20 protein-coding genes are annotated in these 22871 nt (G+C 64.4%); 15 read left to right on the top strand and 5 right to left on the bottom strand.

Annotation, left to right across the window (positions count from 1 at the left end):
- Positions 1 to 269 precede the first annotated feature (269 nt).
- Positions 270 to 1274, top strand: coding sequence for an endo-1,4-beta-xylanase (locus A9Z00_RS00215; RefSeq protein WP_296973091.1), 1005 nt, complete (start codon positions 270 to 272; stop codon positions 1272 to 1274).
- A gap of 175 nt (positions 1275 to 1449) precedes the next feature.
- On the opposite strand, the gene A9Z00_RS00210 is transcribed toward A9Z00_RS00215, so the two are convergent.
- Positions 1450 to 2298 carry an AraC family transcriptional regulator gene (locus tag A9Z00_RS00210; protein WP_296973090.1) on the bottom strand — a complete coding sequence of 283 codons (849 nt, stop codon included), beginning with the start codon at positions 2296 to 2298 and terminating at the stop codon, positions 1450 to 1452.
- Between the two features lie 174 nt (positions 2299 to 2472).
- Here A9Z00_RS00210 and A9Z00_RS00205 point away from each other — a divergent pair, with 174 nt between their 5' ends.
- Both A9Z00_RS00205 and A9Z00_RS00200 read left to right on the top strand, forming a co-directional pair.
- Positions 2473 to 3960 carry an alpha-N-arabinofuranosidase gene (locus A9Z00_RS00205; protein ID WP_296973088.1) on the top strand — a complete coding sequence of 496 codons (1488 nt, stop codon included), beginning with the start codon at positions 2473 to 2475 and terminating at the stop codon, positions 3958 to 3960.
- Between the two features lie 112 nt (positions 3961 to 4072).
- A complete protein-coding gene (locus tag A9Z00_RS00200; RefSeq protein WP_296973086.1) occupies positions 4073 to 4357 on the top strand; it encodes a DUF6171 family protein in 285 nt (94 codons plus the stop codon).
- 177 nt (positions 4358 to 4534) lie between these two features.
- On the opposite strand, the gene A9Z00_RS00195 is transcribed toward A9Z00_RS00200, so the two are convergent.
- On the bottom strand, positions 4535 to 4726 hold the full coding sequence (locus tag A9Z00_RS00195; protein ID WP_296973084.1) for a uracil-DNA glycosylase: 192 nt from the start codon (positions 4724 to 4726) through the stop codon (positions 4535 to 4537).
- A gap of 258 nt (positions 4727 to 4984) precedes the next feature.
- Here A9Z00_RS00195 and A9Z00_RS00190 point away from each other — a divergent pair, with 258 nt between their 5' ends.
- From A9Z00_RS00190 to A9Z00_RS00155, 8 genes are all read left to right on the top strand, one after another.
- Entirely contained in the window at positions 4985 to 6205 is a 1221-nt protein-coding gene (locus A9Z00_RS00190) for a winged helix-turn-helix domain-containing protein (RefSeq protein WP_296973082.1), read from the top strand.
- 202 nt (positions 6206 to 6407) lie between these two features.
- Positions 6408 to 8003, top strand: a complete 1596-nt coding sequence (locus A9Z00_RS00185; protein WP_296973081.1) for an extracellular solute-binding protein — start codon at positions 6408 to 6410, stop codon at positions 8001 to 8003.
- A 102-nt stretch (positions 8004 to 8105) separates the two neighbouring features.
- Entirely contained in the window at positions 8106 to 8999 is an 894-nt protein-coding gene (locus tag A9Z00_RS00180) for a carbohydrate ABC transporter permease (protein WP_296973079.1), read from the top strand.
- Positions 9000 to 9001: 2 nt separating this feature from the next.
- Positions 9002 to 9829, top strand: coding sequence for a carbohydrate ABC transporter permease (locus A9Z00_RS00175; protein WP_296973076.1), 828 nt, complete (start codon positions 9002 to 9004; stop codon positions 9827 to 9829).
- Positions 9830 to 9895: 66 nt separating this feature from the next.
- Positions 9896 to 10939, top strand: coding sequence for an NAD(P)-dependent alcohol dehydrogenase (locus A9Z00_RS00170; RefSeq protein WP_296973074.1), 1044 nt, complete (start codon positions 9896 to 9898; stop codon positions 10937 to 10939).
- Positions 10940 to 11012: 73 nt separating this feature from the next.
- Positions 11013 to 12185 carry a PTS transporter subunit EIIC gene (locus tag A9Z00_RS00165; protein ID WP_296973072.1) on the top strand — a complete coding sequence of 391 codons (1173 nt, stop codon included), beginning with the start codon at positions 11013 to 11015 and terminating at the stop codon, positions 12183 to 12185.
- A 165-nt stretch (positions 12186 to 12350) separates the two neighbouring features.
- Positions 12351 to 14012: a BglG family transcription antiterminator gene (locus tag A9Z00_RS00160; RefSeq protein WP_296973070.1), complete on the top strand. Its 1662-nt coding sequence runs from the start codon at positions 12351 to 12353 to the stop codon at positions 14010 to 14012.
- Position 14013: 1 nt separating this feature from the next.
- Positions 14014 to 14922, top strand: coding sequence for a zinc-dependent alcohol dehydrogenase family protein (locus tag A9Z00_RS00155; protein ID WP_296973068.1), 909 nt, complete (start codon positions 14014 to 14016; stop codon positions 14920 to 14922).
- 193 nt (positions 14923 to 15115) lie between these two features.
- On the opposite strand, the gene A9Z00_RS00150 is transcribed toward A9Z00_RS00155, so the two are convergent.
- Complete coding sequence (locus A9Z00_RS00150) at positions 15116 to 15925, bottom strand: DUF6492 family protein (protein WP_296973067.1); 810 nt, start codon at positions 15923 to 15925, stop codon at positions 15116 to 15118.
- A gap of 44 nt (positions 15926 to 15969) precedes the next feature.
- The gene (locus A9Z00_RS00145; RefSeq protein WP_296973065.1) at positions 15970 to 17280 is read right to left on the bottom strand and encodes a sugar phosphate nucleotidyltransferase; all 1311 of its coding nucleotides are present in this window, start codon (positions 17278 to 17280) and stop codon (positions 15970 to 15972) included.
- Positions 17281 to 17517: 237 nt separating this feature from the next.
- Between A9Z00_RS00145 and A9Z00_RS00140 the strand changes: the two genes are divergently transcribed.
- The 4 genes from A9Z00_RS00140 to A9Z00_RS00125 all read left to right on the top strand — a co-directional run bounded on the left by A9Z00_RS00140 (position 17518) and on the right by A9Z00_RS00125 (position 21569).
- Entirely contained in the window at positions 17518 to 18843 is a 1326-nt protein-coding gene (locus A9Z00_RS00140) for an MFS transporter (RefSeq protein WP_483316238.1), read from the top strand.
- 268 nt (positions 18844 to 19111) lie between these two features.
- Positions 19112 to 19981, top strand: a complete 870-nt coding sequence (locus tag A9Z00_RS00135) for a transporter substrate-binding domain-containing protein (RefSeq protein WP_296973062.1) — start codon at positions 19112 to 19114, stop codon at positions 19979 to 19981.
- Positions 19982 to 20050: 69 nt separating this feature from the next.
- Entirely contained in the window at positions 20051 to 20761 is a 711-nt protein-coding gene (locus A9Z00_RS00130) for an amino acid ABC transporter permease (protein ID WP_296973060.1), read from the top strand.
- On the top strand, positions 20745 to 21569 hold the full coding sequence (locus A9Z00_RS00125) for an amino acid ABC transporter ATP-binding protein (protein WP_296973058.1): 825 nt from the start codon (positions 20745 to 20747) through the stop codon (positions 21567 to 21569). Before A9Z00_RS00130 ends, A9Z00_RS00125 begins: the two co-directional genes overlap by 17 nt.
- A 198-nt stretch (positions 21570 to 21767) precedes the next feature.
- On the opposite strand, the gene A9Z00_RS00120 is transcribed toward A9Z00_RS00125, so the two are convergent.
- The gene (locus A9Z00_RS00120; protein ID WP_296973057.1) at positions 21768 to 22736 is read right to left on the bottom strand and encodes a cation diffusion facilitator family transporter; all 969 of its coding nucleotides are present in this window, start codon (positions 22734 to 22736) and stop codon (positions 21768 to 21770) included.
- Positions 22737 to 22871: the final 135 nt, after the last annotated feature.

Raw genomic sequence — 22871 nt, 5'->3', positions numbered from 1 at the left:
CGGCCCCCGTACCGCGCAGGCCCGGGTCGTGCCATCCGACGGCGGGCGTCCGCGGATCGACATCATTTCCCGGGAAATGTCGGATTCGCCTCACCGTGGGCATCGCACCCGCGCCGCGCGGACGCATCCCGCGTCCGCGCGGCTTCCGGGCGCCTGCGGGCGGCGTGCCGGCGCCCGGTGACCGGACGTGCGGCGGCGACGGCGGCACGCGATGACGATTCGGCGGCCGGCGGCCGGATGCGAACAACTCTCGGCGGGGAGGAAAGAACATGAGCGTACGGAGTTTGCGGGAAGTCTTCAAAGGCGACTTCGACATCGGCGCGGCGGTGAACATCTGGACGGTGGACAGCGCGGCGGAGCTGATCAAGGCGCAGTACGGCAGCCTGACGGCGGAGAACGAGATGAAGCCGGTGAACACGCAGCCCGCCGAGGGCGTCTTCACGTTCGAGAAGGCGGACAAGATCGCCGACTTCGCCGCGGGGCACGGCATGAAGCTGCGCGGGCACACGCTCGTCTGGCACAACCAGACGCCGGACTGGTTCTTCGAGGCGCCCGGCGGCGGGCCGGCCGACCGGGAGACGCTGCTCCGCAGGATGCGCGACCATATCCGCGCGGTGGCGGGCCGGTACAGGGGGCGCGCATACTGTTGGGACGTCGTGAACGAAGCGGTCGCCGACGAGGGCGAACAATGGCTGCGTCCGTCGAAATGGCACGAGCGGGTCGGACCGGATTACATCGTCCGCGCGTTCGAATACGCGCACGAGGCCGATCCGGACGCGCTGCTCTTCTACAACGACTACAACGAATGCAATCCGGCGAAGCGCGACAAGATCATCCGCCTCGTGAAATGGCTGAAGGAGCAGGGCGCACCGATCCACGGCATCGGCATGCAGGGCCATTACAACCTGGAGTCGCCGTCCATCGCCGAAGTGCGCGAGGCGATCGAACGATACGCCGAGCTCGGCCTCATCATCCACGTGACGGAGCTGGACATGTCCGTCTACGCCTGGGATGACCGGCGGACCGACCTCAAGGAGCCGACGGCGGAGATGCTGGAACGGCAGGCGGAGCGGTATGAGCAATTGTTCGCGCTCTACCGCGAATACCGGGATGTGATCCGGAGCGTCACGTTCTGGGGCGCGGCGGACGATTACACGTGGCTCCACAATTTTCCGGTGCGGGGACGCCGCAACTGGCCGCTGCTGTTTGACGAAAACCACCGGCCGAAGGAGGCGTTCCGCCGCGTCGTGCGGACGGCGGGCGTGGAGGCTTAGGACCGGGAAGCGATCAGGACCAGGCAGCGATGAAGGGAGCGCCGGCGACTTGCGGCGCGCGGCCCGGCGGCCGGTCCGTTCCGGGGGAACCGGACGGACCGGCCGTTTGACTTGGAATGTGGCCCCGTGCCGCAACAACCCGTGCTTTTATGCCGGTTCTGTCGTTTTGCCGGCTCTATCGGGCATCAGAGGCGCCGTATTTCCGGATTCCGTCCGTAGGTTCCGTCCGGCGGCTTCCGGAGCGCCGGCCCTGATAGCGGAATTCGCCCGGTGTCAGGCCGATGTACTTCTTGAACTGCCGCATGAAGTGGACGTCGTTCTCGTAGCCGCATTGCGCGGCGATGTCCCGGATGCTGTCGGACGTGTTTTTCAGACGGTACATCGCGTATTCGAGCCGGTTCTGGATGATGTCGTTCAGGACGGAGATGCCGAACAGCTCCCGGTACAGCTTCTGGAAGTAGGAACGGCTCATGTTGACGCGGGCCGCCAGCTCGCCGACGGACCAGGGGACGGACGGGTTGTTGTAGATTTCGTTGCGCAGCGACACGAGGAGGTCGTAATATTTCCCGACCGGCTTGTTCGGTTCGATCCGGTTGCGGAGGTCGGCGAGCTTCATGAACAGGCAGCGGACGGTCAAATCGATGAGTTCGTCCCGGTACAGCCCGCTCTCGACCAGCGCTCCCTGGATCTCGCTCACCTTCCGCGACACATACACCGGCTCGTGGACCTTCATCGGCGTGTCAAAAGGCAGGTTCAGCTCCCGGCACAGGTCTTCCACTTCATCGCCGTCAAAGTGGAACCAGTCGTGCACCATCGGCCGTTCGAGCTCGCGATAATACTGCCGGCTCCCCTTGCGGTAGAGGAGGCAGGTGTTCTTGTCCGTCACGAACCGCGCTCCACCCGCTTCGACGAGCATCCGGCTGCGGAAGAAGAGGAACAGATAGTCGCCCGAGCCGTGCGGCCGGTCGATCGTGATGCCCTCCGGGTGCATGACGTTGTAGCCGCACCGGTTCATCCGGATCATCGCACACACCCTCTCAGAAGACAAATGATCAGTTATTGATCAGAATATATCATTTTGTCCGGATGAACAAACCTATAAAATATCGGGTGTGGACAATCATCGCAAAGCCGCGGCGCGTGCAGAAAGTTCCGGCCGCGGAAGATGATCATTCAGCAGGCGAAGGAGCGATGCACGATGGCAAGCCGGATTGTCGTCAATGCCGACCGGGTGAAGGGCAAGATTCACCGCAACCTCTACGGGCACTTTGCCGAGCATCTCGGGCGGTGCATCTACGAGGGGCTGTGGGTCGGGGAGGATTCGCCGATCCCGAACACGAACGGCATCCGCAACGACGTGCTCGAGGCGCTGAAACGGATCAAGGTCCCGGTGCTGCGCTGGCCGGGGGGCTGCTTCGCGGACGAGTACCACTGGAAGGACGGCGTCGGGCCGCGGGACAAGCGGAAGCGGATGGTGAACACGCACTGGGGCGGCGTCATCGAGAACAACCATTTCGGCACGCACGAATTCATGATGCTCTGCGAGCTGCTCGGCTGCGAGCCGTACATCAGCGGCAACGTCGGCAGCGGCACGGTGCAGGAGATGTCCGAATGGGTCGAATACCTGACCTTCGGCGGCGAATCGCCGATGGCGGACTGGCGCCGGGCGAACGGCCGGGAGCAGCCGTGGCGCGTGAAATACTGGGGCGTCGGCAACGAAAACTGGGGCTGCGGCGGCCACATGCGGCCGGAGTATTACGCGGACCTGTACCGGCAGTTCCAGACTTACCTGCGCAACTACGGCGACAACAAGCTGCACAAGATCGCGTGCGGCGCGAACTCCGGCGACTACCGCTGGACGGAGGTGCTGATGCAGCAGGCCGCGCCGTTCATGGACGGGCTGTCGCTGCACTATTATACGGTGCCGGGCACCTGGCAGAAGAAGGGGCCGGCGACCGGCTTCACGACGGACGAATGGTGGATCACGCTGAAAAAGGCGCTGCACATGGACGAGCTCATCACGAAGCATTCCGCCATCATGGACGTCTACGATCCGGAGAAACGGATCGATCTGATCGTGGACGAATGGGGCACCTGGTACGACGTCGAGCCGGGCACGAATCCGGGCTTCCTGTACCAGCAGAATTCGATCCGCGACGCGATCGTCGCGGGCGCGACGCTGCACATTTTCCACCGGCACTCGGACCGCGTCCGGATGGCGAACATCGCGCAGCTCGTCAACGTGCTGCAGTCCGTCATCCTGACGGAGGGCGAGCGGATGCTGCTGACGCCGACCTACCACGTCTTCGACCTGTTCAAGGTGCACCAGGACGCGGAGCTGCTTGACAGCCACGAGTCGGTGGAGCGGACCGGTCCGGAGGGCGAGCTGCCGAAGGTGTCGGCATCGGCGTCCCGCGCGGCGGACGGCAAGATCCACATCAGCCTGGTCAATCTGGACTTCGAGAGCGGCGCAAGCGTGGAGGTGGAGCTGCGCGGCCTCAAGGGCGGCCGTCTGGAAGCGGCCGGTATGACGCTGACGTCGGACCGGATCGACGGGCACAACACGTTCGACGAGCCCGAGCGGGTGAAGCCGGCTCCGTTCCGCGGCTTCCGGATCGAGGGCGCGCGTCTGGACGTGCAGCTTCCGCCGATGTCCGTGACGGTGCTGGAGCTTACGGCGGAGTGAGACGCGGTGGTTCGCGGCGGAGGACGTTCGTCCGGAGGGCATGCGGCCGTTCCCGGCCGGCGGCGTCGGCCGGCGGTTGCGGCCCCCGGACGGATTGCGGGGTGAACGGCGGATGACGGAAGCGGCGGATCGCCCGTGCCGGGGCTGCCGGCAGGACGCGGAGCTCCTTGAGGAGCATATCCGGACGGTGCTCGCTTCGCCGATGTTCGCGCCGGACAGCGAACTGTGCGTGCCGGACGACGTCTATGAGGCGCGGCTTGCGCTGTGCCGGTCCTGTCCGAAGCTGATCGGCGGCCATACGTGCGCGGTCTGCGGCAGCATCGTCCCGATCGTCGCGAAGCTGAAGGACCGCGCGTGCCCCGCGCCCGGCGCGCCGCGCTGGACGCGCCATGCGTGAGCGCGGGCGGAGGGCGGACGGCGGGCCCGGGCCGCCCGCGGCGAAGCCGACGCCCGGCGCGATTCCGCCGGGACGAAGCGTGCCTTCCGCGCGCGCATCGACGGCGCGGGACCCGGCCGGCGGGCCGGATATACCGATTCCGCGGGCATGCGGGCCGGAGGCGGACCGCACCTGCGCTCATCCGTCGGGCTTGCGGCTTTCCTTCGGCTCGAACTTCAGGCACGGCCGGCCGGAAGACGAGAAGACGACGACGCTCGGCATCTGGTGCGTCTTGAATTCGTAGGCTTTGCAGCCGCGCGGGAAATCGGGATCCCAGGTGACGTAATAGTGCCGGCACCGGAAGCAATTCACCCTTCGGTCGGTGGACACGGGCCTGACGCTCCCTTCGGTTCCCTCTCCTGCGCCTTATTGTAAAACAAACCCGATTTGCGGGACAAACCGCCTCTCCACGCGGGGGCCGGTCCGCCCGATCCCGTCTCCGCATCGCCGGGCCCGCGCACCGGGCGGCGCCGTTGCCGCCCGCGCCGCGGGGCCGGGAGCCTGACGGAACCCGGTTGATCGGATCATCCAGAAAATGGTATCATCAGATTGTACAACCTGGATGCGCGAGGCAAAGGGGAGTTCCGCATGGATCGGGTGATCACCCGGCGGCAGGCCGGGCGGTTTCTGCTGATCCGTCAGGGCCTGGCGGGGGCATGGCGTTTCGAGGGAAAAGAAGGCGTCATGGACTGGATGCGGTCGGTCCGCTGTCTCCAGTTCGATCCGCTCAACGTGGTGGGCTACAATCCGCATCTCGTGTTGCAGGCCCGGATCCGGGGGTACCGTCCGGAAATGCTGGACGAGCTGCTGTACCGGGACCGGCTGCTGTTCGACGGCTGGGACAAGAACATGTCCATCCTGCTGACGGAGGATTGGCCGCATTTCGCGCGCCGGCGCAGCGGCGTGCTGGACGGCAGGATGGCGAATCCGAAGATCCGCGAGCTGATCCCGCAGGTGATCCGGCGGCTGGAGGAGCGCGGGCCGCTGTCGTCGTCGGATCTCGAGTTCCACGAGAAGGTCGACTGGCCCTGGGCGCCCGCGCGCCTGTCCCGCGCCGTGCTCGAAAGCCTCTTCTTCGCGGGCGAGGTGATCGTGCATCACAAGGAAGGGACGCGGAAATTCTACGATCTGACCCGCCGTCACCTGCCCGCCGAGGTGCTGGAGGCTCCCGATCCGCACCCGACGGAGCATGACTACCACGACTGGCTGGTGCTCCGCCGCATCGGCGCGATCGGCATGCTGTGGAACCGGTCCGGTGACGCCTGGCTCGGCATCGGCGGGATGAAGACCGCCCAGCGGGCGGCGGCGTTCGAGCGGCTGCACCGGAGCGGTCGGATTCGGAAGGTCATCGTCGAGGGAATGGAGAAATATCCGCTGTATGTGAAGGCGGAGGATGTCCCGCTGCTGGACGAGGTGATCCGCGGCGCGGACGCCGGACCGGACCGCGCGTCCATCCTGGCGCCGCTCGACAACCTGCTGTGGGATCGCCGGCTCATCCTCGAGCTGTTCGGCTTCGATTACCGCTGGGAAGTGTACAAGCCCGCCGCCGCGCGCAAGTACGGCTACTATGTCCTGCCGGTCGTGTACGGGGACCGGTTCATCGGCCGGATCGAGCCGGTGCTGGACCGGGAACGCCGCGAGCTGGTCATCCGCGGCTGGTGGCCGGAGCCCGGCGTCGAGCCGGAGGACGGGCTCCGGAACGGCCTGGCGGATTGCATCCGCCGGTTCATGGCGTTCACCGGAGCGGAACGCGTCCGTGCGGACGAGGGGGCGCGGGCGTCCGAAATCCGTTCCTGGTTTGCGCTTTGATCCCGGGCATCGAAGCTGCCGGATAACCGTCCGGCGGCTTCTTCATTTTTGTCGTAATTGTGACGCGCCAGAATGCCGTGAAGTCGAAATGGATGATCGGCGCCGGGCTGGCCTATAATGAGGACGAAACGGGTTCCCCGGCCGGGACCTTTTTCAGAATCTTCCGAAATGAAAACGCATCAACCCACCTGGAGGGATCGCCTTGACAAGGTCCTGGTTTACCAAGCTGTCGGTGTTGGTGATGGCGTGCGTTCTGGTCCTGAGCGCATGCTCGTCCGGCGGTTCGTCGAAATCCGGCAATGCCGACGGCGCAAATGTAAGCGGAAACAACGCAGGGGGCTCGGACCAATCCGGAGGATCGGGCAACTCCGGCGGCGGGTCATCGTCCGGCAGCACCGATGATCCGTTCGGCGGCTGGATCGAAGGCCTGCCGAAGATCGAAGCGCCCGAAGGCTTCGACTGGAGACAGTTCGAAGGCATCACGCTCAATGTCATCACGGAAAACACGCCGCCTTCTTCCGGCCTTGCGGCCCATATCGACGTGTTCGAACAAGCGACCGGGATCAAGGTCAACATCGAGCAGGTCAACCTGGACATCGTCGTCGAGAAGGCCGGGCTGGATTTCAACGCCCGAAACGCAAACTACCATATTATCTACGCCGACCCGTATCAAATTCTGGCGAAGCAGGCCCAGCACTTCGTCGACCTGAACGAACTGAACAACGATCCGACGCTGCCTTCCATTCCCGGCGGACTGGAGGACTTCATTCAATCGCAGCTGATCGTCGGCGGTTACATGGGCAACACGGACCATCTGTACGCCCTGCCGTACGACAACCCGACCATGATCCTCGCCTACCGCAAGGACGTCTTCGAAAAATACAAGGATTTGTTCATGCAGGAAAAAGGTTACGACTGGACGCCGGGCCCGGAGATGACCTGGGACCAGTACTATGAGATCGCCGAATGGATCAACCGGAAGGCCAAGGAAGGCGTCATCACGGAAGTCAAATACGGCACCGGCCATCAGGCGAAGCAGCACGACTCGCTGATGAACGACTTCAGCAACGTGCTGGCGTCCTTCGGCGGCGACTACTTCGAAGCCCCGAACATCGGCGACATCGGCGCCGAAAACCCGGGCAAATCGAAGCTGACCGAACCCGAAGCGATTGAGGCCGCCGAATTCTACGCCAAGCTGCTGAGCATCGCGGCGCCGGGCAGCACGACGTGGGACTGGACCGGTCTCGCCGAGGCGTTCGCCGCCGGCGAAATCGCGCTCGCGCCGGAATGGCATGAATTTGCCGGCATGTTCGAGGATCCGTCCAAGTCCCGGGTGGCGGGCAAGGTCAGCTGGACGATCCTGCCGAAGGGGCCGAAGGGCCGCGGCAACATGTACGGCGGTACCAGCATCGGCATCAACAAATACGCCAGCGAGGATGAAATCAGGGCGGCGTGGCTGTTCCTGATCTGGGCGACGGCGCCGCAGACGCAGTACATGATCCTCGATGCCGGTTTCACGCCGACGCGGTATTCCGTCTACCAACTGCCGTACATCCAGACGGCGATCAACGATCCGAATTCGCAGGAGTTCAAGGAATGGCCGCTTGCGGCCTCGCTGGCGGCAGCGCAGGAAGCCTGGAAAGAAGAAAACGTCTATATGCGTCCGAAAACTCCGCTTTGGCCGCAGATCGATACGATCATCTATACCGAGCTGTCCAAGATGCTGGCCGGACGTCAATCGCCTGCGGATACGATGAAAGAGATCGCAAAGCAAAGCGACCGATTGACCGGCAACTGACGCATGAAGGAAAGCGGGTTTGTCGAAGCAAGCGGCAGGCCCGCTTTGCGTCCTTTTATCTTCCTTGCCGTCATGCCGGAAGGAGAACGTAAGGAGGCTATCATGGAACAGGCTGCCATCCGGCCGTTGAAACGAAGAGCCAAATGGAACCGCACCGAATTCTGGATGCTGCTGCCGTCGGTCATCGTGCTTGCGGCGATCACGATTTTCCCTTTCTTCTTCATGATCTACGCCAGCTTCATGGACTACCGGCTGGACATGGATCATCCCCGCTTCGCCGGCCTTGAAAACTGGCAGAATACGCTTACGGACGAGACGTTCTGGCAATCGTGGGGCCGAACCGTCGTTTATGCAGGGGGCGGCCTGATCCTCCAGCTGCTCCTCGGCACCGGGATCGCGCTCCTGCTGTACCATATCCCGAAATTCCGGAACCTGTTCTCGACGCTCGTGATGCTGCCGGTGTTCGTCGCGCCGATCGTCACCGGTCTGTTGTGGCGGTTTCTGCTTGACCCGACGTACGGGTTCTACCACTGGATCGTCCGGCAGCTCGGCTTCGACGTCCAGATTCTCGGGGATCCGAACTTCGCGATGCTGGCCGTCATTTTCATGGATGTCTGGGAATGGACGCCCCTGGTGACGCTCATCGTGCTCGCCGGCCTTCAGACCGTGCCCGAGGAGCCGCTCGAAGCCGCCGACGTGGACGGAGCCAACGCATGGCAGAAGATCTTCCTGGTCATGCTGCCGATGATCCGGCGGATGATCGTGGTGGCGCTCCTGATCCGCTCCATGGATATCCTGCGCTATGTGGACACGATCGTCATCACGACGGAAGGCGGTCCCGCCGATGCGACGAAGACGATCGGATATTACCTGATGCAGGTGGCGTTCCGCTTCCAGGACATCGGCTCGGCGGCCGCGGTCGGCCTGACGATGCTGGTCGTCAGCACGCTGATGGGCCGGTTTTTCATCAAAGTTCTGAAGGCCGAGGAGGCGTAGGGATGCAACTGAAGAAATATTCCATTAACACCGCTCTTTATGCCTTGATGCTGCTGTGCCTGATCTGGGCGCTTTCGCCGATCCTGATCATGCTCATGTCTTCGCTCAAGACCCAGGTCAACATGTTCGAGATGCCGCCGAAGCTGTTCTTCGCCCCGACGTTCGAGTCGTATCGGGAAATGTTTTTCGGAAGGGGGGATTTTCCGCGGTTTCTCAAGAACAGCCTGATGGTGTCGATTCTGACGACGATCGTCTGCCTGTTCCTCGGGGTGATGGGCGGATTCGGCCTGGCGCGCGGCGGCTTCAAGCGGGAGAAGGACATCTCGTTCTGGATCATCAGCACGCGGATGGCGCCGATTCCGGCGGTCATTCTGCCGCTGTATCTGATTTTCTCCAAACTCCAGTTGATCGGCACGACGACGGGGCTCATCCTGGCCTACACCACCTTCAACCTGCCCTTCGCGCTCTGGATGATGACCACCTTCTTCAAGGATGTGCCGGCCGATCTGGAAGAAGCGGCGATGATCGACGGCTGCGGCAAATTCCGCGCCTTCTGGCGCATTGTGGTGCCGACCGCTTCTCCCGGCATCGTGGCCACGGCGGTGTTGTGTCTCATGTTCGCGTGGAATGACTATCTGTTCGCCTCAATCTTCACGAATCGCCAGACGCAGACGATTCCGATCGCGGTGTCCCTGCTCGTCTCGCAATCCGGCATCAAATGGGGCCAGGCGATGGCCACAGGCACCGTCATCATCACGCCGATGCTGATCTGCGGGTTGCTCGTGCGCAAGTACATGGTGCGCGGCCTGTCCATGGGGGCCGTGAAATGAGCAGGGACGCCGGCGCCGAAGGAAGAACGCGATGGATATCCCGGATATGACAAGGAGGGCGTTGCGATGCAAGGCAAGATGAAGGCGGCCGTTTTGACGCAGGTGGGAAAAATCGAAATCCGGGAGGTGGACATTCCGACCCCCGGTCCGGACGAGGCGCTCGTGCGGGTGAGGGCGGTCGGTCTGTGCGGCTCGGACGTCCATTACTACGAGCACGGCCGGATCGGACCGTATGTCGTGACGGGGCCGATCATCCTCGGACACGAGGCGGCGGGCGAGGTTGTCGCCGTCGGCCGGGATGTCCGCCATCTGAAGGAAGGGCAACGGGTGACGATCGAGCCGGGCGCCACCTGCGGCCGGTGCGAATACTGCAAGTCGGGCCGGTACAACCTGTGTCCGGATGTCCGATTCCTCGCGACGCCGCCGATTGACGGGGCGTTCTGCGAGTACATCACGATGCGGGCCGATCTGCTCTTCCCGATCCCGGATTCGATGTCCTTCGAGAAGGCGGCGTTGATCGAGCCGCTCTCCGTCGGGCTGCATGCGGTGCGCCGCGGCGAACTGCGCACGGGGGAGACGGTGGTCATCATGGGCATGGGACCGATCGGCATGATGACGCTGCTCGCCGCCAAGGCGGCAGGCGCCGGGCGGGTCATCGGCGTCGACCTCGAGTCTTTCCGCCTGGAGCGGGCGCTGCAGATGGGGGCCGACGCCGTCATCAACCTGCGCGAGGAAGACGGACAGGAAGCATTGCTGCGCCTGACCGGAGGCCGCAAAGCGGATCTCGCGATCGAGACCGCGGGCAACGGCAAGGCGGCCCAGTCCGCGCTGCAGGCGGTGCGCCGGGGCGGCAGGGTCGTGCTCGTCGGGCTTCCGCAGGAAGAAGCGACGCCGTTCAACATCCCCCATATCGTCGACAACGAAATCGATATCCGCGGGGTGTTCCGCTATCACAACACGTATCCCACCGGCGTCGCCGTCATGGCCGCCGAGAGCCTCGACCTGGATCCGATCATTACGGATCGCATGACGCTTGACGAAACGCCGCAAGCGTTCGAGAAGGCCATCAGGGAGAAAAACCGCACGCTGAAGATCATCATTCAGCCGTAGATCGCTCGACGTTGTCGGCGCGTTCGATTTCATCCCGGCGTGGCGCGTTCGCGCGGATTGACGGTGACCCGGTATGGTGTACAGGTTCGGCAGACTGCTCAGCGCAATCGTATCCCAGAATATCGTCATCCTGATCGTGATCGGGCTGATCCGGGCTCTGTTCGGGGTATACGGCTGGTTTCCGAACGACAGCGTCGAACTCATGGTCGGTCCGCTTCTGAACTGGCTGGTTCCCGCCATGTTCGGCTATACCGGCGGCTATCTGCTGGGCGGCCGGCGGGGCGGGACGGTGGCGGCCATTGTCGTCTTCGGCCTGGCCCTGGCCAGTTCGGTCTCGATGATCTTCATTGCGGTCCTCATCGGTCCCGTGATCGGTTATGCGGTCAACCGGATCGAACACGTGATGGAGAAGCGGCTGCCGTCGGGCTATGAACTGCTGACGGCCAACTTCATCCTGGCCGTGATGGCCTGCGGGCTCGCCGTGCTCAACTTCCTGTATGTCGGCCAGTTCCTGTCCAGCGTCATGACGAAATTCAACGAACTGATCCTGCATATCGCCTACTCCGGTTGGCTTCCGGCCGTGGCGGCCGTCATCGAACCGGCGAAGGTGATGTTCCTGAACAATGTGATGAGCTACGGCATCCTCGGGCCGATCGGCATTTCCCAGATCAGGCATCTGAGCAAGTCGATCTTCTTTCTCCTCGAATCCAATCCGGGACCGGCGATCGGCATGCTGCTGGCTTACATCATCCGGATGCGGGGGCGGGCCCGGCGCAACGCGGTTTCGTCGCTGGCGATCCATGCGCTGGGCGGCATCCATGAAGTCTATTTTCCGTACGTGCTGATGAAGCCGCAATTGCTCATCGCGCTGATACTCGGGAGCATGTCCGGCATCTGGATCTTTCAATACTGGAACGCCGGGCTCGTGTCCATTCCTTCTCCGGCCAGCCTGCTTCTCGTGATCGGCCTGGCGCCGCCCGGCGACGTCTTCATCGTGACGCTGGGCATTGCCGTCTCCGCGGCCGTCTCGCTGGCGGTGTCCCTCGCCGTGTTCGGTTCGGTGAAGGAACTGGACGAACGGAAGGTGGAAAGCAGGGAGCACGCGCTGATCCGGAGGCTCGAACATGTCGAGAAGTGGCAGGAGATCAGTCCGATGCTGAACCGCTCCGAATTGGCGGAGCCCAGGGACAAACCGGCGGCCGCCGCGGCGGACGGCAGCCGGAAGATCACGGTCTGCTTCGCCTGAGAACCGTATCTGGGGGAGCTGGGCCTCCGCTTCCGGAAGAAATTCGGCCGCGGCATCCGGCTGGAAGGCGACGGGTCCGCCCTGGCAGAACTGGCCGGGCTGCTCCGCGACGGGGATGCCGCGCCGTACCATTCATCGGAGGAACGGCAGGCGCTCATCAAGCACATGCTGCTGACCAGCAAGGAACCGATCAAGCTGTATGCGATCGGCAAAGCGCTGCATGTCGCGGAATCGACCGTCAGCCACGACCTGCAGAAGGTGGAGCCGTGGTTCGCACGCTACGGCATTCGGCTTCACCGCAGGCCCGGGCTCGGCGTCTATATCGAGGGACAGGAGAAGCAGATCCGCGCAGCCCTGGCGGATCTGCTGTACGAGAATGTCACGCAGGAGCAGCTGATGGCCCTGATCTACGACCGCGGGAACGACAACAAGGATAAACTGCACGCCGAAATCCGGGGCCGTCTGCTGAACTTCATCGATCCGGCCTGGCTCCTCAAGATCGAGGAAGTCATTCAGCAGATGGAGAAAACGCGCGGCCATCCGATGGCGGACAGCGCCTACGTCGGGTTTGTCGTGCACCTGGCGCTCGCCGCGCAGCGGCTGAAGAGCCGGGAGGAAATCACGATCGAACGGGACATCCTCGAGCGGCTCAAGACGACGCCGGAGTACCGCCTGGCGTCCGAGCTCGCGGCGCGGCTGAGCGAGAAGCTGGAGCTGGAATTTCCCGAAAGCGAAATCGGATACATCACGATGCACATTCTGGGCGCCCGTTCGAACAACCTGATGGAGAGCAACTTCGACTATTCGGCGGTGGAAGAATACGCGAAGCGCATGATCTCCATCATGGAGCAGGAATTGAAGCTGGAATTGAGCAGCGACGACCGGCTGGCGGCCAACCTGATCACCCACCTGCGGTCGGCGGTCAAGCGGATCGAACTCGGCATGCCGGTCCGCAATCCGCTGCTCCAGCATGTCAAGACGGAATATCCGGAAATCTTCGAGGCGGCCAGCAAGGCGTCGCGCTGGCTCGAACAGGCGATCGGCAGGCCGGTGCCGGAAGAAGAGATCGGCTATCTGGCGATGCATTTCGGCACGGCGTTGCTGAACCGGCAGGAGACGGGAAGGGAGAAGTACCGGGTGCTGCTCGTCTGTTCCAGCGGGATCGGAACGTCACAGCTGCTGCAGGCACAGATCAAGGTGAAGCTGCCGTCGCTTCACGTGGAAGACACGGTGTCGCTCGTGCAGCTCGAAGAGTGGCTGCGGGACCATCCGCCGGTCGATCTCGTGCTGACGACGCTGCCGATTCAGGTGGAGCAGGCGGATGTGCTGACGGTCAGCCCGTTTCTCACGGATGAAGAAATCGAACGGATCCAGAGCCGGCTTGAACAGATCCGGCTGCGCAGGCAGCAGCGGATCCGGCGCCCGGAGCTGGACCGGACGACCGTCGCGCGGAAGGTGGATCAGGTGGAGCGGTACGGCAAAGCGCTCGCCAATCTGCTCCGCAGCGTCGAAGTCGCGGACCGGTTCGCCGCCGCCGACAAGCGGCAGCTGATCGACCGGATCCTGGCCTTTGCGGCGGAACGGTTCGCCGTGACCGATCCCGCCCTGCTGAAGCGGGATCTGGAAAATCGCGAGAAGCTCGGACCGCTGTTGATGGAACCGCACGCGCTGGCGATGCTGCATTGCCGGAGCGAGGGCATCCGCGAGATGGCCATTTCCCTGTTCCGCCTGGAGGGCGAAGTCGATTGGGAGATCGAAGGCCGCCGGGTGCCCGTCCGGACCGTGCTCACGATGTTCGGTCCCCGGCGGGGGGCCAAGGAATCTTAAGGTGGAACGCGTCGGCATCTGCGGCACCGATTTTCACATCTTTGCGGGCACTTATCTGTCTCCCTATCCGCTCATTCCGGGTCATGAATTTTCCGGCGTCGTGGACAAGGTGGGAGAAGGGGTCACGGCATTCAAGCCCGGCGACCGGGTGACGGCCGATCCGACCCTGCTGTGCGGCGAATGCGAATATTGCCTGACCCGCCGCGGCAACCAATGCGTGAAGTGGGGGGCGATCGGCGACACGACGGACGGGGCGATGGCGGAATACGTGAAGATTCCCGCGAAAAACGCGGTCGTCATTCCCGATTCGATGAGCTTCGCGGAGGCGGCGTTCGTCGAACCCGTGGCCTGCGTCGTGCACGGCATGAACCGGCTGGATTTGAAATTGGGCGATCGCGTCATCCTGTTCGGCGCCGGCGCGATGGGCCTGCAGCTGACGCAGGCGATTGCCGGGTCGGGAGCGTCCGAACTCGTCGTGGTCGACGTGTCGCCGGCCAAATTGCGGTTGGCGCTGGAACTGGGCGCGACCCGCGCCGTGCTCACCGGCGAGCTGAAACGGGAAGATTTCCCGCGCGGATTCGACGCCGTCGTCGATGCGACCGGCATTCCGTCCGTCATCGAGCAGGCGATCGATTATCTGGGTCCATCCGGCAAGTTCCTGCAGTTCGGCGTGGCGCCGCAGAACGCGGAAATCCGCATCCGTCCTTTCCAGCTGTACCACCGGGACCTGATGCTGATCGGTTCCATGGCGATCAACCATACGTTCCTGCCCGCTTTCCACTGGGTGAAGGAGAAGCGGATCCGGGTGAAGCCGCTCATCTCCAGGGTGATCACGCTGGAAGAAGCGCCGGCATTTCTGGCGAAGCCGAAGGATCCCGATCTGCTCAAGGTGCAGATCCAAATCGCCTGATGCGGGCCGGTTGACTTCTTGAAGATGCGGGCAGCCTGTCCGGCGGTTCCGCCTTTGCCTGAAGGCGGGCGGGAACGGACAGGCTGCTTCGTTTTGCGGGCGATGTCTTTGTGGTTCCACGATCATCCGCGCCGGGTCCGGCAGGCGGCGGGAGGGTTCCGGGGAGCGGAAGACGGGGCTGCGCCTGAAGCCTTCACCGCTTTCTCCGGACGTACACGCCCCGCCGGTGGAACGAGAGCGAGCGGTATTTCCGCGCGTACCGGCGCCTGTCGGCCGCCGTGAGAGAAGAGGCGCTGCGGCGGAGCGGAAGGTTCAGGGCGGGCAGCAGCTTGACGGCGGAAGGATTTTCGCCGTACACGAAGTGGCCGTACGTCTCGTATTCGGAGAATCCGAAGTTGCGCTTCCGGTCGATGCTGTCCAGGATGGCCCGGTGCCACGGCTTTCCGTGCCGCGCCTCGATCAGCCGTTTCAGACGGGCGAGCCTGAGCCGGTCGAACAGCATGTAATGGGCGACGAACGACACCTTCGCCCTCCGCCGGAGGCCCGTGAGCTTCCGGTACGTCCGGAAATATTCGGGCCGGCTCCACCGCCGGCAGTAGAATACGGTCCTGCCGCCGATCCGGAACCGGTGCGGGCGGATCAGCACCGTGTCGGCGTCCAGGACGAGGAAGCGCCGGCGCCGGACGATCCGGTCGCCGCTCAGCTTCAGGAGCTGCTGGTACAGCCAGCCGGACCGCTCCCACCGCTTCGACCGGTAGCGGATGCGGCGCTTCGGAATCGGCTCGATCCTCCGCTCGTTCACGAAACGGCATCCCTTGCGCGCGCATACGGCCCGGATCCGCGGATTGTCCGGCGAGACGACCCAGATCGTGCCGATCGGATGCCGGACCATACGCCGGACGCCGTCGATCGCGTGCGGCAGCGTGCCGAGATCTTTCGCGGCGGCCGGAATGAGCACGTCGATCGTATCGCCCGGTTTCCCGGACCCGGCAGGGCGCTTCATGCGGCCGGTTGTCACCGGGACCCCCCCGTTTTTCCCGAAAGGTATCACTCCAGCTTATGCGCCGGTCCGGCGAAGTGCACTTCGATCAGCTCGAGCCCGCCATCGGTCCTTAGCGCGAACGGTTCATCTCCCGGCATGAAGACGGCGAGGCCCGGGCGCAGCGCCGCGGCGCTTCCGTCCCGGCGCAGCAGCTCGCCTTCGCCCGCGATCGCGGCGATCAGGAGCCCGGCGCCGGCTTCCTCCGGCATCCGCCGCACGGCGCCGGGGACGAGCTTCGCGAGCGCGATCGTCCGGCCGCCTACGCCCGCGTCCGCATGGATGACGCGCCGGACGCCCCAGGCGTATTCGCCGTACATCGGGCGGCCCGCCGGATCCGGGAGATCGCGCAGCCGGCCGATTTCCTCCAGGCCCGCGACGAGGATGCCGTCCGGTCCGGCGGCCACGATGACGTTGCGGACGCCGATCACGTGGATCGGGATGTGCAATTCGTTCACGATGCGCGTGCCCTCTGCGTCGCCGGAGATCGTGCCCGGACCGATGACGGCCGCGCCGAGCTCGGCGGTGAGCGCGGCCCAGCTCCCGAGATCGCGCCACAGGCCGTCGTGCCGCAGGACGACCGCGTCCGGCTCGCGCTCGGCGATCTCCCGGTCGAAGCTGTCGGCCGCAAGCCCCTCGTACAGCTCCTGCAGCCGGCCGTAGTCGGCGGGCAGCCCGCGCTCCTCCATCGCCCGCAACAGGTAGCCCAGCCGGCACGCGTACACGCCGCAGTTCCAGAGCGCGCCGGCCCGGATCAGCCGCTCCGCCTCCGCGGCGGAGGGCTTCTCGGCGAACCGGCGCACGGCCGCCCGGCCGCCCGGCGCCGGCGGCCCGTCCGGCACGATGTAGCCGAACTGGTCGGACGGATGTGCGGGAGCGGCGCCGATCATGGCGAGCTTCGCGCGCGTCTCCTTCAGCGCTTCCGGGAGGCGGGCGACCGTGCGGAAGAACGCTTCATCGACGAGCGTATCGGCGGGCATGACGCAGACGATCTCGTCCGGCGGCGCGGCCAGCGCCGAATGGAGGTAGGAGGCGGCCAGCGCCGAAGCGAGCCAGGTGCCGCGCCGCGCGGGCTCGGGAATGACGAGCCCGCCGTCGCCGATCCGGCGGCGGAGGATCGCCGTCTGGTCCGCCCGGACGACGAACAGGGCGGACGAGAGCAGGCCCGCTTCTTCCAGCTGCCGGCACAGCCGCCGGATCATCGATTCCCTGCCGCCGTCCGGAGCGGGCAGCAGGTCAAGGAACAACTTCGAGCGGATGTCGTTCGAGAGCGGCCGCAGCCGGGTGCCCGCGCCGCCGCACAGCAAAACCAGACGCATTCCCGCATGCCTCCCGGATCGTCGCGCATATCGGTCCCGGTTAGTCGCGCAGATGGGTCCCGGTTATCCTATGTGGTTCGGCGCGTTGTGTCCGGGCTGCGGCGGGGACTTTTCGATGGGGCGCGAAAAAGGATTGACCAGGCACGGGACATTCGTGGATAATGGCGGTATGCGAATGCCGGACGGGAGGTGCGGAAGGTGGACTGGCGGAGAATATCGGTGCTCTCGGGCATCGTCATGGCGATGCTCGTCTCGGCGATGGACACGACGATCATCAACACGACGATGCCGGTGATCGCGGGCGAGCTGGGGGACCGGAGCGGCGGCGGCCTGTACGCGTGGACGTTCGCGTCCTACATGATCTTCACGACGGTGCTCGCGCCGATCGCCGGCCGCCTCTCCGACCTGTACGGCAGGAAGAAGGTGCTGCTCGGCGGGCTCGTCCTGTTCCTGTTCGGATCGGCGCTGTGCGGCGCCGCGCAGTCGATGCTGCAGCTCGTGATCTTCCGCGCCGTGCAGGGCATCGGAGCGGGTGTCATGAACCCGTTCCCGGCGATCATCGCGGGCGACCTGTTCACCGTCGAGAAGCGCGGCCGCATCCAGGCGCTGTTCACGGCGATGTGGGGGCTGTCCGCGGTCGTCGCGCCGCTGCTCGGCTCGCTGTTCGTCGAGTATTGGACGTGGCGGTGGATTTTCTACGTCAATATCCCGATCAGCATCGTGTCGATGCTGCTGCTTGTGCCGTACCGCGAGGCGTACCAGCCCCGGCCGGCCCCGGTCGACATCGCCGGCGCGGCGCTCTTTACGGCGGGTGTCGGCCTGCTGCTCATGACGACGACGGTCTCCGGCGGCGCCGCCGCGCTGTGCGCCGCGGGCGGCCTCGCGCTGCTCGCGCTGTTCGGGCGGTGGGAGCTCGGGCACGCGTCGCCGCTCCTGCCGCTGGACCTGTTCCGCGACCGTTCGGTTGTCTGGCTGAACGTGAACGGTTTCCTCTCGAACATGGCGCTGTTCGGGGCGTCCACCTACCTGCCGCTGTACCTGCAGGAATACGCGCTGAAGGGGAAGGATTGGGCGATATTCCTGAGCGGCGTCGCGATGCTCGGCATGACGGTCGGCTGGATGGGTGCCTCGGTGCCCGCGGGACGCTGGATTTTGAAGTACGGCTACCGCCCGCTCATCGTGGCCGGCAACGTCCTGCAGGTCGCCTCGGCCGCGCTGTTCCTCCTGCTCGGGCGGTTCAACGATTTCTGGTTCGTCTTCTTCTCCACGATTCCGCTCGGCTTCGCGTTCGGCATCCTGTCGACGGTGTCGATCATCGGCGCGCAGCAGCTCGTCGGGCCCGACCGGAAGGGCGTCTCGACGTCCCTGCAGATGTTCGCGCGGAACATCGGCACGGCGTTCGGCGTTACGCTGATGGGCGCGATGATTGCGCGGGCGCCGGAACTGGCGGAGGGATTCCGCTGGATGTTCCTGTACGGCACGGCCGGCAGCCTCGTGTCGCTGGCCACCGCTTTCCTGATCCGGACCGGGCGTCCGGCGCAGGAGGCGAACGCCGGCGCGTGATCCCCGGCCGCCCCGGCTGCGGCCTGGCCCCGGCGGAGGGCGCGGCCGCCGCTCCGGCCGCGCGGTCCGGATGCCGGCGGGATCCGGCGGACGTTCCGGGCGCGGGAGAGCCCCGGCGGGGCGCCGCCGGGGGTTCCGTTGTGCGCGCGGAACAAATTCATCATTTGGATGTTGCGCCGGGAAGATCGAATCATGTATATTTTGTGAGAATTCATCAATAATGTGCTCGTTTTTTATTCACATCCGGGAACAAGGGAGAGAACGCAGCATGAAGCAATCAGCCATCATTCTGTTGGCGGTCCTGCTCGCGATCGCGGCCGCGGGATGCGGATCGGGAAGCGGCGGCAAGGATCAGGCGGGTTCGGGCGGCCAGGCCGTGAAGGTCATCGAGATTCCGCTCACGGAGGAAGAGTACGCCTTCGTCGTCGACAAGAACCAGCCGGAGCTGCTGGAGCAGGTGAACGCGTTCATCGCCAAAGTCAAGGAAGACGGGACGCTCGACGAGATCCTGAACCGCTATTTCGGCGACGGGGAGCCCAAGCCGGTCGTCTCGGCGCAGCTTGATCCCGGCAAGGATCAGCTGGTCGTCGCGACCAACGCCGCCTTCGAGCCTTTCGAATATACGGTGGGCGACAAATATTACGGCGTCGACATGGAACTCGCCGCGCTGCTCGCCGAATATCTGGGCAAGGAACTGGTCATCAGCAACATGGACTTCGACGCCGTCGTGCTGTCCGTCGGCCAGGGCAAGGCGGACATCGGGATGGCGGGCCTCACGATCACGGAAGAGCGCAAGGCGTACGTCAACTTCTCGGACAAATACTATGACGCCGCGCAAATGATCATCGTGAAGGCGTCCGACACGCGGTTCGACGAAGCGAAGACGACCGCCGACGTGGAAGCCGTGCTGAACGGCCTGTCGAAGGACACCCGGGTCGGGTTCCAGACGGGCACGACCGCGCAGTTCTATGTGGAAGGCGACGAGGACTGGGGCTTCCGGGGGCTGAACGTGACCGGCATCGGCTACCGGAACGGTTCGCTGGCCGTCCAGGACATGCTGAACGGCAACCTGGATTTCGTCATCATCGACGAGGAGCCGGCGAAGTTCATCGCGGCCGCCTTCAACGAACTGCAATAAAGCGCATCGCAAGATTCGACGATACTCCGCCGATCCGGGCGGAGTATCTCCGCGCTTGGGAGAGGAATCATGGGGAATTTTGACAAAAAGCTGGAGCGGTTCTGGGAGGTCTTCATCGAGCATGGCGGCTACGTGAAGGTGCTCACCGGGCTGCAGAATACGGTCTGGATCGCGGTCGCCGGGCTGGCCATCGGCATCCTGATCGGGACGCTGATCGCGGTCGTGCGGGTCATGCCGAAAACCAACCGGTTGACCAAATCCCTGGAAGGCCTGTGCGTCTTCTACGTCGGCCTGTTCCGCGGCACGCCGATCGTCGTGCAATTGCTCGTCGCCTACTATGTGGCGCTGCCCCTGATGGGCATCAACATCCCCGCGCTGCAGGTGTGCGTGATCGTCTTCGGCCTGAACAGCGCCGCCTATGTATCGGAGATCATGCGCAGCGGCATCCTGTCCGTCGATCCCGGCCAGATGGAGGCGGGCCGGGCGCTCGGCCTGAACTACCGGGTCACGATGATGAAGATCGTCATTCCGCAGGCGGTGAAGAACATCGTGCCGACGCTCGGCAACGAGTTCATCTCGCTGATCAAGGAGACCTCCGTCGTCAGCTTCGTCGGCGCGGCCGATCTGTACGTGGCCTTCAACTACATCGGCTCGAACAATTACGAGTTCATGGTGCCGTATCTCGTGATGGCCCTGATCTACATCGTGCTCGTGGCCGTCGCCGCGCTGATCGTCAGGCAGTTGGAAAGGAGCCTGAGGAAAAGTGATCGACGTCATTAATCTGCGAAAGGCCTACGGCAGCACGGAGGTGCTGAAGGGGATCACGACCACGATCCGGCAGGGCGAGAAAATCGCGATCATCGGGCCGTCCGGCAGCGGCAAGAGCACCTTCCTCCGCTGCCTGAACCGGATGGAGGAGCCGACGAGCGGCTCGATCCTGTTCGAAGGCCGGGACATCACCGACCGGAAGGCGGACATCGACGAACACCGCCGGCAGATGGGCATGGTGTTCCAGCATTTCAACCTGTTCAACAACAAGACCGTGCTCGAGAACATCATGCTGGCACCGGTGTATCTGGGACTCAGGGATCTGCGCCGGCTGAAGCGGCGGAACCGGCTCGTCCGGCTGCGCAATCTGTTCCACGGCGAGAAGCTGCCGCTGCATCCGATCGAGACGAGCAAGGCGCGGATCCGGGAGGAGGCGCGGGAGAACGCGCTGCGGCTCCTGAAGCGCATCGGTCTGGAGGACAAGGCGAACGCCTATCCGTCCACCCTGTCCGGCGGCCAGAAGCAGCGCATCGCGATCGTCCGCGCGCTCGCGATGAACCCGAAGGTGATGTTGTTCGACGAGCCGACCTCGGCGCTCGATCCGGAGATGGTCGGCGAGGTGCTCGATCTGATCCGCCAGCTTGCGGACGAGGGCATGACGATGGTGATCGTCACGCACGAAATGGGGTTCGCGCGGGAAGTGGCGACGCGGGTGCTGTTCATGGACGGGGGGAACATCCTCGAGGACGACACGCCGGAGCGGATCTTTACGAATCCGAGGCACCCGCGGACGAGGGAATTCCTGTCGAAGGTGCTGTAGAAGTTGAAAAAGTACGGCTCGCTGCGGGCGAACCGTACTTTTTTTGTGTTTGATGCGGGCGGGCGCTCCGGCCGGGCCGGCCGGGGCGGGATCGCGGCGGGGCATTCCCGTTGCGGCGGCTGCCGGCCTTCCGGAGCGGGGCCGTCAAGGCGCCCCATGCGGCGGGCATGATACCGTTCGGGGAAGGTCCGTGCCGCATTACGCATGCTGCGCCGTTCCGGCGGGCGCTTTGTCCCGGGGCCGGCGATCTTCGAGGAACTGCCTGCCGTATTCGCCGTGCGGGTGGATCTGCGCGTGCTCGGTCTGGATCGTGGCGTGCATGATTTTGTACTTGTCCTTCAGCATCTCGTTGATCGCGAGGATGACGCAGAACGGCTGGATGTCGGCGCGGATGAAGACGTGGGCGGTCAGGATGTTGTGATCGGTCGAGATCGCCCAGAAATGCATCTCGTGCACGTCCAGCACGCCCTCCACCTTCGCGATGTCCCGCCGGATCTCCTCCAGCTCGTACCCCTCCGGCACCGATTCCATCAGGACGCGGTACGACTGCCGGACGATCCGCGCCCCGCCGCCGAAAATGATCCCGCCGATCACGATGCTGATGATCGGATCGAACAGATGCCAGCCCGTGAAGGAAATGAGCACCGCCGACACGATGACGCCGATCGAACTGAGCAGATCGCCGATGAAATGCCAGAGCGCGCTCCGGATGTTCAGATTGTTCTCTTCCTTCATGCTGCGGCTGAGGACGGCCGTCAGGATGATGTTGACGACCAGGCCGATGACGGCGATCGTCAGCATGATGCCGTAGTCGATCTCGGGACGCGTCACGAACCGGCGTGCGCCTTCGATGAAGATGCCGATCGAGATCGCGCACAGCGTCAGGCCGTTCAGCAGCGCCGCGATCGGTTCGAACCGGAGGTAGCCGTAGGTGTACGTGGAGTTTGGCTTGCGCGAGGCCAGCTTCACCGCCAGCAGGCTGAGCCCGAGCGCGCCGACGTCGGAGATCATGTGGGCGGAGTCGGACAGGAGCGCCAGCGATTTCGAGACGATGCCGCCGATCACTTCGATGATCGTGAAGAACAGGGTCAGGCCGAGCACGATCCACAGCGTGCGCCGGGACGCCTCCTGCTCCTTGACGTGCGCGAGATGGTGGAAATCCCCCATGCTGGCCGCCTCCTTCGGCGCACGGCATGCGCATGCGCCCGAAATTTACATTTAGTATATGTCCCGCGGGAAGATGGCGCAATGAGGTTCCAGACCGCGTGCAGGCATCCCGTCGCGAGCACGAGGAGGAAGGCG

The organism is Thermobacillus sp. ZCTH02-B1 (assembly GCF_002159085.1).
Lineage (GTDB): Bacteria > Bacillota > Bacilli > Paenibacillales > Paenibacillaceae > Thermobacillus.
This window is presented reverse-complemented; position numbering and strand designations above follow the sequence as displayed.

Excerpts from the sequence above, each read along its gene's own strand:
- A9Z00_RS00215 (WP_296973091.1), top strand. The coding sequence starts at position 270 with ATGAGCGTACGGAGTTTGCGGGAAGTCTTCAAAGGCGACTTCGACATC.
- A9Z00_RS00210 (WP_296973090.1), bottom strand. The coding sequence starts at position 2,298 with ATGATCCGGATGAACCGGTGCGGCTACAACGTCATGCACCCGGAGGGC.
- A9Z00_RS00205 (WP_296973088.1), top strand. The coding sequence starts at position 2,473 with ATGGCAAGCCGGATTGTCGTCAATGCCGACCGGGTGAAGGGCAAGATT.
- A9Z00_RS00200 (WP_296973086.1), top strand. The coding sequence starts at position 4,073 with ATGACGGAAGCGGCGGATCGCCCGTGCCGGGGCTGCCGGCAGGACGCG.
- A9Z00_RS00190 (WP_296973082.1), top strand. The coding sequence starts at position 4,985 with ATGGATCGGGTGATCACCCGGCGGCAGGCCGGGCGGTTTCTGCTGATC.
- A9Z00_RS00180 (WP_296973079.1), top strand. The coding sequence starts at position 8,106 with ATGGAACAGGCTGCCATCCGGCCGTTGAAACGAAGAGCCAAATGGAAC.
- A9Z00_RS00175 (WP_296973076.1), top strand. The coding sequence starts at position 9,002 with ATGCAACTGAAGAAATATTCCATTAACACCGCTCTTTATGCCTTGATG.
- A9Z00_RS00170 (WP_296973074.1), top strand. The coding sequence starts at position 9,896 with ATGCAAGGCAAGATGAAGGCGGCCGTTTTGACGCAGGTGGGAAAAATC.
- A9Z00_RS00165 (WP_296973072.1), top strand. The coding sequence starts at position 11,013 with ATGGTGTACAGGTTCGGCAGACTGCTCAGCGCAATCGTATCCCAGAAT.
- A9Z00_RS00160 (WP_296973070.1), top strand. The coding sequence starts at position 12,351 with ATGCTGCTGACCAGCAAGGAACCGATCAAGCTGTATGCGATCGGCAAA.
- A9Z00_RS00150 (WP_296973067.1), bottom strand. The coding sequence starts at position 15,925 with ATGAAGCGCCCTGCCGGGTCCGGGAAACCGGGCGATACGATCGACGTG.
- A9Z00_RS00145 (WP_296973065.1), bottom strand. The coding sequence starts at position 17,280 with ATGCGTCTGGTTTTGCTGTGCGGCGGCGCGGGCACCCGGCTGCGGCCG.
- A9Z00_RS00140 (WP_483316238.1), top strand. The coding sequence starts at position 17,518 with ATGGCGATGCTCGTCTCGGCGATGGACACGACGATCATCAACACGACG.
- A9Z00_RS00135 (WP_296973062.1), top strand. The coding sequence starts at position 19,112 with ATGAAGCAATCAGCCATCATTCTGTTGGCGGTCCTGCTCGCGATCGCG.
- A9Z00_RS00130 (WP_296973060.1), top strand. The coding sequence starts at position 20,051 with ATGGGGAATTTTGACAAAAAGCTGGAGCGGTTCTGGGAGGTCTTCATC.
- A9Z00_RS00120 (WP_296973057.1), bottom strand. The coding sequence starts at position 22,736 with ATGGGGGATTTCCACCATCTCGCGCACGTCAAGGAGCAGGAGGCGTCC.